Origin of the sequence: Alcaligenes sp. Lyrl_28 (genome assembly GCF_051948705.1) — a bacterium.
Taxonomy (GTDB): domain Bacteria; phylum Pseudomonadota; class Gammaproteobacteria; order Burkholderiales; family Burkholderiaceae_B; genus Alcaligenes; species Alcaligenes ammonioxydans.
In genome coordinates this window covers 225,260-239,206 of the sequence record NZ_JAYJLG010000004.1, presented here as the reverse complement: position 1 = coordinate 239,206, position 13,947 = coordinate 225,260, and the positions used below count along the sequence as shown (strand labels likewise).

Here is a 13,947-nt window from a genome sequence, read left to right as displayed (position 1 = left end):
TCCAAAGACACAGAGCCTCGTGCTTGAACCAGGCCCCTGCGCAATTGAAAAGAAGTCGCTTCAGTGATGGCGATCCTGGCCCAGGCCAAGAACTGCTGTGAAGGCTGATACAGCATGGGCCGTATCCACGAGATGAAGAGCGTGTTGTTTGGAATTGTTCTGACTACTTCTTCAAGCAAGCATGTTTCCTTTAAAGCCAAATCCTGTCAATCAGGAAACCCTATTTCCTTACGAACCATAGGCTTTCAAGACTGATTTCGGGCTGCCAACGCTGACCGCTTGACCGTGGTGCTCTCCGCCTTCCGCCGTTGACGTTACAGTTATGTTGCAACCCAGCAACGCGTTTAGCAATTATTCTCATTTTTAATACCAATACTGCATTTTGCTTTTGAATTGAAAATGAGAATGGGTATCATTAATGTCGCTGTACGGGGAATACGGCCAGTAAGAGCAAGGCAACCGCAGCACACGCTAAAAACAGACACAAATTGGAAGTCGTCAATGAAATCTCTCTTTACCGTAAAGCGCTTGCCACTCGTTCTGGCAAGCGTTTTTGCTGCCAGTGGTGCAGTTGCTCAAGACAGCACACCCGTTCAACTTAGCCCTGTTGTCGTAACCGCTTCGGGCTTTGAGCAGGATATTAAAGAAGCTCCGGCTTCGATTACCGTCATTACCCGCGAGGACCTGGAAAACAAGTTTTACCGCGATGCCTACGACGCCCTGTCAGATGTACCCGGCGTGATTGTGACGGGCGGTGGCGACCGTCGTGACATTACGATTCGCGGCATGAGCTCCAAGTACACGCTGATCCTCATCGACGGCAAACGCCAAAGCTCTACCGAAACACGAACCAACTCGGACTCTTCCGGTGTGGAAGGCGGCTGGACCCCTCCCCTGACCGAAATTGAACGTATCGAAGTGGTGCGTGGCCCTATGTCCTCACTGTATGGCTCCGACGCCATGGGCGGTGTAATCAACATCATTACCCGCAAGGTGCCCAAGCAATGGGGGGGAGCCGTCCGCCTGGACAGCACCTTGCAATCGCATAGCCGCTCCGGCGATATCTTCCAAGGCAACTTCATGCTGGGCGGGCCGATCAAAGACGGCCTGCTGGGTTTGCAAGTCTATGGTCAGCAGACCAATCGTCAAGAAGACGATATCTACAACGGCTATCGCAAGCGTGAGTCCTTTGAAGTCGGGGCTAAGCTGAGCCTGACTCCTTCGGACAACCACAGCTTTGTGCTGGAAGGCAGCAGCAAGCGTCAAAAATACAACTCCACGCTGGGTAAAACCGTCGAACCCGTGGCTCCGGGTACCGCTTGCGGTCGCTTTGGCTGCCCCGCCAGCTCCGAAACGGATTACCGCGGTGAGAAAGTATCCTTGACCCACAACGGCAACTGGGGCTTTGCCACGTCCGACACCTACGTGCAGCAGGAAGACTTCAACAACAAGTCACGGGATATGCGCATCAAAAACACCGATGTACGTACCGCCTGGGTCGCTCCATTGGGGGATCATTTGCTGACTATCGGTGCTTCTTACCAGCATCAGAAGCTGAACGATGAAACCGGTAACCAGCTCACCACGGGCATCAGCCGCATCAAACGCACCCAGTGGGCGCTGTTCATGGAAGATGAGTGGAGCCTGACCAACCGCTTTGCCCTGACTGGCGGCCTGCGCTACGACCACGACGAAAACTTTGGCAAGCACGTCAGCCCTCGTATTTATGGTGTGTGGTCGGCCACCGACAACTGGACGATCAAAGGCGGGGTGTCCACAGGCTTTCGTGCCCCCGACTTGCGGCAAACCATCCCCGGTTGGGGCCAGGTCAGCCGCGGTGGCAATATGTACGGCAATCCTGATCTGAAGCCAGAAAAATCGCTGTCCCAGGAATTTGGGGTGATGTATGACACGCTGGAAGGCTTTTCTGCCGGCGTGACCCTGTTCAACAACGACTTCAAGGACAAGATCACCCGCGTGTCGTGCCCGAGCACCAAATGCACTGACGGTCCCAACCAGTTTGGTTCCAACCCAACCACCTACGAAAACGTGGACAAGGCAGTCACTCGCGGCATTGAAACCAATTTCACGTGGGATCTGGCCAAGGACTGGACCTTGAAGGCCAACTATACCTACACCGACTCCAAGCAAAAGAGCGGTCCTAACGAAGGTCAGCCTCTGAATCAGATGCCCAAGCACATGGCCAATGTCAGCCTGGACTGGCGCCCGACCGAGAAGATCAGCACATGGGCACGCGTGAACTACCGTGGCAAAGAAAGCGAGCCAGTCAGCTCGGCTTCCTCTTCCAGCACACGCGCTCCGTCCTATACCTTCGTGGACTTGGGCGGCACCTACAAGCTGAACAAGAACGTAGACCTGTACGCAGGCATCTACAACGTACTGGATAAACAAGTCCGTTATGAAGACTACAGCTACGTGGAAGATGGCCGCCGTTACTGGCTGGGCGTAGGCCTGCGTTTCTAAAAACCTTGCCCCCCGCCAATGGCCGGCACCTCGGGTGCCGGCCATTTTTATTTCTCCACGGCATTCGCACCTCTTACCCGACAGATAAGCGCTTCCTTGCGCCCCAACAGCGCTAGACTAAAGCCTTGTTCGCCAGTTTTCTGGCGCCTGAGTCACCACAGTCGGGAGCTGACCTTGTCGTCCGTCGAGCCTGATCTTGCGATCTATGCTGGCCCTCATGCCTATCGTCACATTCAAAACCATGGGTTGCATGCCAAAGACATCAGCACGCTGATTGGCAGCGCCGGAGGGCCCAAGGCCCTGGCACTGACCGGGCTGGATCAGTATCTGTTTGGAGACTGGCTCAACACCCATGACGAGCCGCTCTGGCTGTTTGGCAGCTCGATTGCCTCCTGGCGCTTTGCCTGCGCCGCCCAGAACGATCCCTACAAAGCCTTTGCGGACTTTGCCCAGCTTTACATACACAGCCCGTTTATGCCCCAATCCACCGTGGCGGACATTACGCGCTCGACGCAGGGCATGCTCCGAACCTTGCTGGGGAACGCGGACGCCCAGGCGGCCATCCTGAACCACCCACGTTATCGCTTTGCCATCACCGTTGCACGCAGCAAAGGCTGGGCCAGCTCTCGGAACCCCAGGCAGCTCGGCGCAGCCTTGCTGGGCTGCATGGTCGGAAACTATGTCCATCCTGCCATCCCTCACTGGTTTTTTGAGCGGGTCATTGTGCATGACACCCGCAGCCCCTTGCCGATTGAGGACAAGCATCGAAAACAGGCTCGCTATGCCGCGCTGGACGAACACAATCTGTTCGAGACCCTGGCAGCCAGCACCGCGATACCACTTGTGATTGACGGGGTGGATGCCGCTCACAACTGGCCTGCCGGGCTCTACCGGGATGGCGGTCTGGTCGATTACAACTTTTGCGCACTGGATCTGGAGGGCCCCGGCCTGAGCCTGTTTCCCCATTTCACCCAGAACATCAGTGCCAGCTGGTTCGACAAATACCTGCCACGCTGGCAAAAGGCACGTCGGCCACATAGCCTGGACAAGCTGGTTTTGCTCTGTCCCACACCCCGCTTTTATCAGCGGCTGAACGAGTGCAAAATTCCCAGCCGGTCCGACTACAAGCGTTTATCGGATGCAGACCGGCGTCAGGCTTGGCAAAACTCGGTGGAACAAAGCCAGCGCCTGGGCGAGCAGTTTGCTCAATGGGTGGCCACCGACCAGCTCGCGCAGCGTGTCCGTCCGCTCCCCTTCCCCTAGCTAAAAGCCTGCAGGACCCACAGGCAATTTAGTATCATTTCACCTTCAACCTATTTCCTGGTGCGTGCTCATGGATACCCCCGTTCGTCTGACCCAATACAGCCATGGAGCCGGTTGCGGCTGCAAGATCTCTCCCAAGGTACTGGACATTATCCTGGCCGGCAGTGGCGCCCAGAATCTGGACCCGAATCTGTGGGTGGGCAATACCTCCCGCGATGATGCCGCCGTGTACGGCCTGAACGAGGAAACAGGCGTCGTCTCGACCACTGATTTTTTCATGCCCATCGTGGATGACCCGTATGACTTCGGGCGCATCGCCGCTACCAACGCCATCAGCGATATCTATGCCATGGGTGGCAAGCCGATCATGGCGATTGCGATTCTGGGCTGGCCCATCAACGTGCTGTCTCCGGAAATCGCGCGCGAAGTGGTGCGTGGCGGACGCGCCGCCTGCGATGCTGCCGGCATTGCCCTGGCGGGAGGCCACTCCATTGACGCGCCCGAACCTATTTTTGGTCTGGCCGTTACAGGCGTCGTGGATAAAGCACAGTTAAAGCGCAACGACACCGCCACCGAGGGCTGTCAGCTTTATCTGACCAAGCCTTTGGGCATCGGTGTTCTGACCACAGCCGAAAAAAAGGCCAAGCTGCGCCCCGAAGACCAGAATCTGGCTCGCGACTGGATGTGTACGCTGAACAAGCCCGGTAGCCGCTTTGCCCAACTGGCCGGCGTGAAAGCCATGACGGACGTAACGGGCTTTGGTCTGCTGGGTCACCTGATTGAAATGGCCGATGGCAGCGGCCTGACTGCCCGTTTGAATCTGGACCGCGTCCCTTTGTTGCCCGGCATTGAATACTATCTGGAACAAGGCTGCGTCCCCGGCGGAACCCAACGTAACTTTGACAGCTACGGCCACCGCATTGCCACCATCAGCCAGGACCAGATCAACATCCTGTGCGATCCGCAAACCAGCGGTGGGTTGCTGATCGCTGTGGAGCCTTCTGCCACGGCCGAATTCATGACCATGGCGGCCGAACTGGGTTTGAAACTGGACGCCATCGGGGAATTCATCCCCGCCAACACCTACGCTGTTGAAATTGCTTGATGCGCCCTGACACCCACGACTACCGCGAGCTGTTCCTGAATGATGTACCTTTGATGGACGCTCGCGCTCCGGTCGAATTTAGCAAAGGGGCCTTTCCCGGCGCACTGAACCTGCCCCTGATGAACGATGAAGAACGTCATCAAGTCGGGATTTGCTACAAGCAGCATGGTCAGCAAGCGGCCATCGCCCTGGGTAACAAACTGGTCAGCGGTTCCATTAAAGCAGCCCGTCTGCAAGCCTGGGTGCAGTTTGCACAGACGCACCCTGAAGGCTACCTCTATTGCTTTCGGGGCGGCCTGCGTAGCCAGATCACACAAACCTGGCTACGCGAAGAGGCAGGCATCCTCTACCCCCGTGTGGTAGGGGGCTATAAAGCCATGCGCGGCTTTTTACTGAACAATCTGGAACAAACCGTCAGCAGTGCCCGCTTTCAGATTCTGGGGGGCATGACAGGTACAGGCAAAACTGATGTGCTGCAGCAACTTGATCACAGTCTGGATCTGGAGGGCTATGCCCACCATCGCGGTTCCAGCTTTGGCAAACATGCCACTGGCCAACCCAGCCAGATCGACTTTGAACACCGCCTGTCCATTTCCATGCTCAAGAAAACCGCACAAGGGCATCAAGGCTTTGTGCTGGAAGATGAAAGCCAGACTATTGGTCGTTGCAGCCTGCCACTGAGCCTGTATCGTGGCATGCAGCAGTGGCCCATTATCTGGCTGGAAGACAGTCTGGAAAACCGCATTACGCGCATCGTGCGCGACTACGTTCAGAATCTGCACGCGGAGTTTACACAGCAGCACGACCCGCAAACCGGCTTTGCGCTGTTTGCCGAGCAACTGCGTCAAAGCCTGGCCCGCATCACCAAACGGCTGGGTCATCAACGCTACCAGCAACTATCAGCCATCATGGACGCCGCCTTGCAGGAACAAGAGCGTAGTGGCGCGCTGGACGACCACCGCGACTGGGTTGGGGGCCTGCTGACGCAATACTACGACCCCATGTACAGCTATCAGCGCGAGCAAAAAAAAGATCGGGTCATTTTTCAGGGTGATGCCGACGCGGTCCTGAATTATTTGCGTCACCAAAGCTGAACCCCATCTAAAGCCCGGCCAGCAAAGCCTGCCATCATTTCTCACAGATCAAGAGCTGACTGACGCCGACCCACACCCACTCTTGTCAGAATCTGTCCTTGCTCTGACACAAAGAGCAAACAAAGGATAACCCCTACCATCTCGCAAGAATCTTGTTGCAGGTGGTAAGAAATGACGTCCCTCAATCGCTTGGCCCGGCATGTCCAGTTACGTACTATCTGGCTCCTGCTTTTCCTGCTGGCAGCCTGTTTAAGCAGCACTTCCGCACACTCCACGTCGCGCATTGCCCACTTCCTTCCGGACATTGCCCTCAACGAGATCTTTCCCACCGCCACCCACACCAGCGAGCCCGCAGGCTCGCTGCCTGTCGCCAAGGTATTTAAAGATCAGGAGCAGCTAGGGTATGTCTATGTGACGACCGACATCGTCAACACCCGCGGCTATTCCAGTTTCCCCATCGACACTCTGGTTGCCATGAGCATGGATGGCAGCATCGTCGCCGCCAAGCTGCTGGAACACCATGAACCCATTGTCTTGATCGGTATTCCGGAGTCGCGCGTCGAAGCCTTTATTCAAGGCTATATCGGCCAGAACTACATCAAGAACCGCCCCAAACCCGGCGCACCGCCACCCGTAGATATCATCAGCGGTGCCACCGTGACCTTGATGGTCGTGGGCGACAGCATCATGCGCTCTTCTCAGTTGGTGGCCCGGCAAGAAGGCATAGGCCAGCCTGCCGCCCCCGCCACGGCACCCGTCGCCGTCAAGCGCAGCATAGATACCAGCAACCACACCATTTCCAGCTGGGACGAACTGCTCCAAAGCGGTGCCATCCAACGCCTGCATGTCAGCGTGGCCGACATCAACCAGGCCTTTATTGATAATGGCCGTACAGAGGCCGCCGCCCATCCTCAGGAAGGCGATCCACAAGACACCTTTATCGACCTGTACGCCGCCCTGGTCAGCGTGCCCAGCATTGGACAAAGCCTGTTAGGCGAGGCCGATTACAACTACCTGCAACAAGAACTGAAACCCGGCCAGCAGGCCATGCTGGTCGTGGGCAATGGGCTGTATTCCTTCAAGGGATCGGGCTATGTGCGAGGCGGGATTTTTGACCGCATCGAAATCATCCAGGACCTGGACAGCTTTCACTTCACCGACCTGGATCACCAACGTCTGCCCGGCGTGAAAGCCGCAGGCGCTCCGGATTTCAAAGAAGCCGCCCTGTTCAAGATCCCTGCTACCGCCACCTTTGATCCTGTTTTACCCTGGCGACTGCAACTGTTGGTACAGCGTGTGCTTAGCGTCAAAGACAAAGCCTTTGTCACGCTGAACCTGAATTACCAGCTTCCTGACTCCTATTTGACGGCGCCCCCTCCAGCAGCCGCTGCAGCGGCCCCCGAAGCCGCAGAGCACGATGACCTGGAAACCGCCAGCGAGCCTTTGTACAAGCAAATCTGGGCTGGCAAGAAGGTACAAATTGCCGTGCTGCTGGTGTCTTTGCTGACCTTGGGCGGAGTCTTCTTCTTCCAGGACACGCTGACAAAACACGAGGTGTTCTACCGACGCTTTCGTATTGGCTTTCTGCTGTTCTCCCTGGTCTGGATTGGCTGGTACGCCTCGGCCCAATTGTCCGTGGTGAATGTACTGACGTTCTCCCACGCCCTGCGCACCGATTTCCGCTGGGAATACTTCCTGATGGATCCACTGGTCTTCATTCTGTGGATTGCTACCACCATTTCCCTGATTTTCTGGAACCGGGGCGCCTTCTGTGGCTGGCTCTGTCCTTTCGGAGCACTGCAAGAGCTGGCCAACAAGCTGGCCCGCTTCCTGCGCATTCCCCAGATCAAGGTGGCCTACAGCGCCCATAAACGGCTGGTAGCCATCAAGTACGTGACCTTCATTCTGCTGTTTGGCTTTGCCCTGTACGACATGGCCGTGGCCGAAAAGATGGCCGAAGTCGAACCCTTCAAGACCGCCATCATCCTGAAATTCATCCGCGACTGGCCCTTCACGATCTTTGCCGTACTGCTGCTGATTGCCAGCCTGTTCATCGAGCGTTTTTACTGCCGCTATCTCTGTGCCCTGGGCGCTGCCCTGGCCATCCCCGCCCGCCTGCGCATTTTTGACTGGCTGCGTCGCTACCCCATGTGTGGCAACCCCTGTCAGCGCTGTGCGACCGACTGTCCCGTACAAGCCATCGAGCCCGAAGGCCCCATCAACCCCAACGAATGTATCCAGTGTCTGAATTGCCAGATGCTGTATCACCACGAGAAAAAATGCCCGCACCTGATTCAAAAGATCGCCAAGCGCAAGCGAGATAAACCGGCCCCCGTTGCCGTTGCCAGCTCGCTGCAAGACGATGCTGCTGCCCGCCCTACCGTGCGTCCACGCAGCGTAGACAGTACCGATTCCACCCCCGCCACGCCGTGAGACGCCTGGGCGCGCCCCAGCGCCAAGTCGGTCACGTCATCACACACAAGGAAAATCACACCATGTCCGAGAACAAGCAGGATAAACAGGGTCTGAGCCGCCGCGCCTTTTTGGGCACCGCCGCCTTATCCGGCGCTGCTGTGGTCAGCGCCACCCACATTGGCAATGCCTTGGCCGATACCAAAAAGGCGCCGAACGGGCAAAGCGCCCATATTGAGCCGGGCGAGCTGGACCAGTACTACGCCTTTAATTCCGGTGGTCAGTCCGGCGAGATCCGCATCATGGGTCTGCCCTCCATGCGCGAACTGATGCGCATCCCGATCTTCAATATTTGTAGTGCCACCGGCTGGGGGATTACCAACGAAAGCCGCCAGATCATGCGCGCCAATCTGACGCCTGAAACCCTGGCGTTTGCAGACTCCCTGGGCGGCATTTTGCCCAATGGCGATGCTCACCACCCCCATATGTCCTTTACCGACGGGACCTATGACGGGCGCTTCATCTACATCAACGACAAGGCCAATAACCGCGTGGCTCGCGTGCGCTGCGATGTCATGAAGTGCGACAAGATCATTGAGATTCCCAATGCCGACGGTATCCACGGCCTGCGCCCGCAACGCTACCCACGCACCGGCTATGTGTTCTGCAACGGCGAGCACATCGTCCCGCTGCCCAATAACGGCACAATCTTTGGCAACCCCAAGGAAAACTATTTCTCGGTGTTTACCGCCATTGATGGCGACACCATGGAAATCGCCTGGCAGGTGATCGTGGACGGCAACCTGGACAATTGCGACGCCGACTACCAGGGCAAGTACGCGTTCTCCACCTGCTACAACTCCGAAAAGGGAATAGATGTAGGCGAGATGAGCGCCAACGAGCAGGACTGGGCCGTGGTGTTCAACCTGAAAGCCATTGAAGACGGCGTCAAGAAAGGCGACTTCAAAGAAATGCAGGGCGTCAAAGTGCTGGATGGCCGCAAAGGCTCGCGCTACACCCGCTACATCCCCGTACCCAACTCCCCCCACGGTTGCAATGCCTCCCCCGATGGCATCCACGTGGTCTTTAACGGCAAGCTCTCGCCCACCGTCACCATGATCGACGTGCGCCGCCTGGATGACTTGTTTGCCGACAAGATCAAACCACGCGACTGCGTAGTGGCAGAACCTCAACTGGGCCTAGGCCCACTGCACACGGCCTATGACGGCCGCGGTAATGCCTACACCACGCTGTTTATCGACAGCCAGATCGTGAAGTGGAACATTGCCAAGGCCATCGAGGCGTATCAGGGCAAGGACGTAGACCCCATCATCCAGAAACTGGACGTGCACTACCAGCCCGGCCACAACCACACCACCATGGGCGAGACCAAAGAGGCCGATGGCAAATGGCTGGTGTCGCTGAACAAGTTCTCCAAAGACCGCTTCCTGAACGTAGGCCCGCTCAAACCCGAGAACGATCAGTTGATCGACATTTCAGGCGATGTGATGAAGCTGGTCCACGATGGCCCAAGTTTTGCCGAACCGCACGACATGCTGCTGGTTGCCGCCGAAAAAGTACGACCCAAGCGCGTCTGGACTCGCGACGATCCATGGTGGGACAGCGCACGGAAGATGGCCGAGAAAGATGGCGTCACCCTGGAAGGTGCCTCCAAGGTCATCCGGGATGGCAACAAGGTTCGGGTCTACATGACTGCCGTGGCACCCGTGTTCTCCGTGCCCAGCTTTGAGGTCAATCAGGGCGATGAAGTCACCGTCGTAGTCACCAATATGGAAATGATCGAAGACTTGACCCACGGCTTCACCCTGTCTGGCTATGGCGTGGCCATGGAAATTGGACCGCAGCAAACCAGCTCGGTCACCTTCACGGCCTCTCGCCCCGGTGTGCATTGGTACTACTGCCAGTGGTTCTGCCACGCCTTGCACATGGAAATGTCCGGTCAGATGAATGTGAAACCCAAAGCCTGACGGTGACATGAAGCCTTTCCGCCTGCTCCCCGCCCGTGCACGATGCCTCAGCCCAACCCTGGTGCTGAGGCTGGCCTTCAAGCCGCTTACGATCCTGGCCTTTGCGGCCAGTGGTCTGGCTGCTCAAGCGGCCACCATTGAGGTGCCTGCCGATACCGCGCTGCAAGCCGTTATCGATGCCGCCCAAGCCGGCGACATCCTGATGCTGGCTCCCGGCACGTATCAGGGCAATATCATCGTGAACAAACCTTTGACGCTTCAAGGCCCCAGCAACCGGCAAGCCGTGTTGATGGGCGAACGTGAAGGTCGCACGGTGTGGGTCCAGGCGGAAGATGTGCAGATACGTCAGATCACCGTGCGCAATTCCGGCTTGAGCCTGCCGGATATGGATGCGGGCATCTTCCTGGACAAGCCCGCCCATAACGCCCTGATCGAAAACAACGACATCCTCGACAATCTGGTGGGGGTATATGTCTGGGGGCCCCACAACGCGCTGGTGCAGCACAACACTATCGTGGGCAATAAAGAGCTGCGTCTGAATGAGCGTGGCAATGGCGTGACCGTCTGGAACTCCCCCGGCTCACGCATCTTGTACAACGATATTTCCTGGGGTCGCGACGGGATTTTTTCCAATACCAGCCGCGACAATGTGTTCAGCCACAACCGCTTTACCCAGCTACGCTATGCGGTGCACTACATGTACACCAATAACAGCGAGGTCAGCAGCAATGTCTCCATAGGCAATGACATTGCTTATGCCCTGATGTTTTCGCAGTTCCTGACGGTACGTGAAAACATCAGCATCGACAGCACGCATCAAGGCCTGATGCTCAACGCCGCCCAGCAATCGACCATTATCGACAATGTCGTGGACGGGGCCGAAAAAGGCGTTTTTCTCTACAACGCCAACTTCAACAAGATCTCCGGCAACCTGATTCAGAACACCCAGATCGGGGTGCACTACACCGCCGGTTCCGAAGGCAATGAGATCACGGAAAACGCCTTCATCCAGAACCAGAATCAGGTGAAGTATGTGGGCACCCGCTACCTGGAGTGGTCCAGCAAGGACCGGGGCAATTACTGGAGCGATCACAGCGCCTTTGACCTGAACGGTGACGGCATCGGTGACACCGCTTATCGCCCCAATGGCCTGATTGAACAACTGGTGTGGCGAGCCCCTTCGGCCCGCGTGCTCTTGAACAGCCCCGCCGTTTCCATTGTGCGCTGGGCGCAAACCCAATTTCCTGCCATTTTGCCCGGCGGCATCATCGATAGCGCACCGCTGATGCGTGCGCCCGACAATCCCGTCTGGGAGCGCTACAAGGCCAATCATGACTCCATCCAATAACTGTACGGCCCCCGTCGCGCTGGCCAATGTCAGCAAGCTGTATGGCCAGCAGCGTGCCGCCAACGCGGTGAACTTCGAGCTTTACCCCGGCCAATGCACGGTGCTGGCTGGCCACAATGGCGCAGGCAAAAGTACTGTCATCAAACTGATTCTGGGCCTGATCCGTGCCGATGAAGGCAAGGTCACCTTGCTGGACCACGATGCGGGTTCATCCCAGGCTGTCCGGCTGCGAGCCCATATCGGCTACCTGCCTGAAACCGTCGCCTTGCACCCTGCCTTGACCGGCACCGAAACACTGGCGTTTTACGCCCGCCTCAAAGGGCTGCCGACCAGTGACAACCAGGCTTTACTGGCACGTGTCGGCATTGCCCAAGCGGCTCACAAACGCGTAGGCACGTACTCCAAAGGCATGCGCCAACGGCTGGCACTGGCCCAAACCCTGCTGGGCAAACCCCGTGTGCTTTTGCTGGATGAACCCACAACCGGACTGGACCCGGCCTCCCGTCTGCTGTTCTACGAGATCGTGCAAGAACTGCGCGATGCCGGGGCCACCATCCTGCTCAGCACCCACGCTCTGGCAGAGATGGAACGTCTGGCAGACCGCATCATCGTGATGCAACAAGGACGCAAGATTGCCGATGGCACCTTGTCCGAACTGCGCCAACACGCTGGCTTGCCGGTACGTATTCGCCTGACCGTGGAGCAGATCCCCGATTCTGTTCCACAGCACTGGAATGTCATCGGCACCAATCGTCTGGAACGTCATTGCACCGAAGCCGAAAAAATCCAGATTCTGCGCGAAACGCATGCCATCCCCGGATTGACCGACCTGGAGCTGGAATCCCCCGGTCTGGACGAGTTGTATGCGCACTTTTTGAAGCGCGAGGATTACTAAGCCATGAACCCTGTCCTGATCATCATCCAAAAGGAAGTGCGCGACGGACTGCGCAATCGTTGGGTACTGGCGGTCACCCTCTTGCTGGCCGCACTGGCTTTGTCTCTGGGCTTTCTGGGCAGCGCCCCCACGGGCAGCGTCAAGGTAGATCCGTTGACAGTCACGGTTGTCAGCCTGTCCAGCCTGTCTATTTTTTTGATCCCGCTGATCGCCATGCTGCTGTCCTACGACGCCATTGTGGGCGAGATCGAGCGCGGCACCATGTCCTTGCTGCTGAGCTACCCCGTCCATCGCTGGCAGGTTCTGGTCGGTAAATTCCTGGGCCATGCCCTGATCCTGAGCCTGTCCACGGTGGTGGGCTACGGCCTGGCAGGCATCACCTTGCAAGTGGCGCATGGAGGCCTGGACTTCAGCGTCTGGACGCCCTTTCTGGCCATGATGGGGGCCAGCGTTCTGCTCGGCGCCAGTTTCCTGTCCATGGGCTATTTCATCAGCACCCTGGTCAGAGAACGTGCAACGGCAGCAGGTCTGGCCATCGGTATCTGGCTGTTCTTCGTGGTGATTTATGACATGGCTCTGCTAGGCATTCTGGTTGCCGATCAAGGCGCCATGATCACCGCGTCCTGGCTGAACATCATTCTGCTGTTCAACCCCACCGACGTGTACCGCCTGCTAAATCTGACCGGCTATGAGAATGTCGCCATGTTTGCCGGCATGGCCGGTTTAAGTGAACAGGCTCGCCTGCCCGCCAGCGTGCTGATGGGCGTTCTGCTGCTATGGATCGCTGTGCCTTTTGGTCTGGCAAGCCTGGTATTCAAAAGAAAAGCATTATGAAAAAACTGCGCACTTTTCTGTTGCTGTGCCTGGGACTGATACTGGCCGCTTGTGGCCAGCCTGAGCCTATACAGGCCCCACCGCCGCCCGTCGTCCAGATCCCCCACACCGCCGTAGGCCACTATTGCGGCATGTACCTGTTCGAGCACCAAGGCCCCAAAGGGCAAATTCTTCTGCGCGAACGCGAAGCGCCGCTCTGGTTCACCACCATACGCGAGGTCTTTGCCTACACCATGCTGCCTGAAGAATCCAAAGCCATCGCCGCTACTTATGTCCAAGACATGGCCCAGCGCGATCAGGACGGTCAGTTCCCCGAACAAGCCTGGATACCGGCACAAGATGCCTGGTATCTTATCTACAGCCGCTATACCGGCGGCATGGGCACCATCGATGCCCTGCCCTTTAGCCAGGAGCAGGCCGCCAAGGACTTCCAGCAACAACATGGCGGCCAATTGGTTCGCTTTGCCGACATGCCGGAGAACTACATCTTCGGTGCGGTCGCGCTGCCTTGAAACGCTTATCTT

General features: G+C 57.4%; 10 protein-coding genes. All 10 read left to right on the top strand.

The window, feature by feature from the left end; translation table 11 throughout:
• The first annotated feature begins 501 nt into the window (after positions 1 to 501).
• Complete coding sequence (locus VF694_RS11710; protein ID WP_440164424.1) at positions 502 to 2,484, top strand: ligand-gated channel protein; 1,983 nt, start codon at positions 502 to 504, stop codon at positions 2,482 to 2,484.
• A gap of 174 nt (positions 2,485 to 2,658) precedes the next feature.
• Positions 2,659 to 3,747, top strand: coding sequence for a hypothetical protein (locus tag VF694_RS11705; RefSeq protein ID WP_003805079.1), 1,089 nt, complete (start codon positions 2,659 to 2,661; stop codon positions 3,745 to 3,747).
• Positions 3,748 to 3,817: 70 nt separating this feature from the next.
• Entirely contained in the window at positions 3,818 to 4,852 is a 1,035-nt protein-coding gene (gene selD / locus VF694_RS11700) for a selenide, water dikinase SelD (RefSeq protein WP_003805081.1), read from the top strand.
• Positions 4,852 to 5,946: a tRNA 2-selenouridine(34) synthase MnmH gene (mnmH, locus tag VF694_RS11695; RefSeq protein WP_440164423.1), complete on the top strand. Its 1,095-nt coding sequence runs from the start codon at positions 4,852 to 4,854 to the stop codon at positions 5,944 to 5,946. The genes selD and mnmH overlap by 1 nt, the downstream gene beginning before the upstream one ends.
• Positions 5,947 to 6,117: 171 nt before the next feature.
• Entirely contained in the window at positions 6,118 to 8,379 is a 2,262-nt protein-coding gene (locus VF694_RS11690) for a 4Fe-4S binding protein (RefSeq protein WP_440164421.1), read from the top strand.
• 62 nt (positions 8,380 to 8,441) lie between these two features.
• Positions 8,442 to 10,346: a TAT-dependent nitrous-oxide reductase gene (gene nosZ, locus VF694_RS11685; RefSeq protein WP_045929507.1), complete on the top strand. Its 1,905-nt coding sequence runs from the start codon at positions 8,442 to 8,444 to the stop codon at positions 10,344 to 10,346.
• Positions 10,347 to 10,353: 7 nt separating this feature from the next.
• Entirely contained in the window at positions 10,354 to 11,694 is a 1,341-nt protein-coding gene (locus VF694_RS11680) for a nitrous oxide reductase family maturation protein NosD (RefSeq protein ID WP_440164420.1), read from the top strand.
• The gene (locus VF694_RS11675; protein ID WP_440164419.1) at positions 11,678 to 12,589 is read left to right on the top strand and encodes an ABC transporter ATP-binding protein; all 912 of its coding nucleotides are present in this window, start codon (positions 11,678 to 11,680) and stop codon (positions 12,587 to 12,589) included. The genes VF694_RS11680 and VF694_RS11675 overlap by 17 nt, the downstream gene beginning before the upstream one ends.
• Positions 12,590 to 12,592: 3 nt before the next feature.
• Positions 12,593 to 13,423, top strand: a complete 831-nt coding sequence (locus tag VF694_RS11670) for an ABC transporter permease (protein WP_042485871.1) — start codon at positions 12,593 to 12,595, stop codon at positions 13,421 to 13,423.
• Complete coding sequence (locus VF694_RS11665; protein ID WP_131071019.1) at positions 13,420 to 13,935, top strand: nitrous oxide reductase accessory protein NosL; 516 nt, start codon at positions 13,420 to 13,422, stop codon at positions 13,933 to 13,935. The genes VF694_RS11670 and VF694_RS11665 overlap by 4 nt, the downstream gene beginning before the upstream one ends.
• The last annotated feature ends 12 nt before the right edge of the window (positions 13,936 to 13,947 follow it).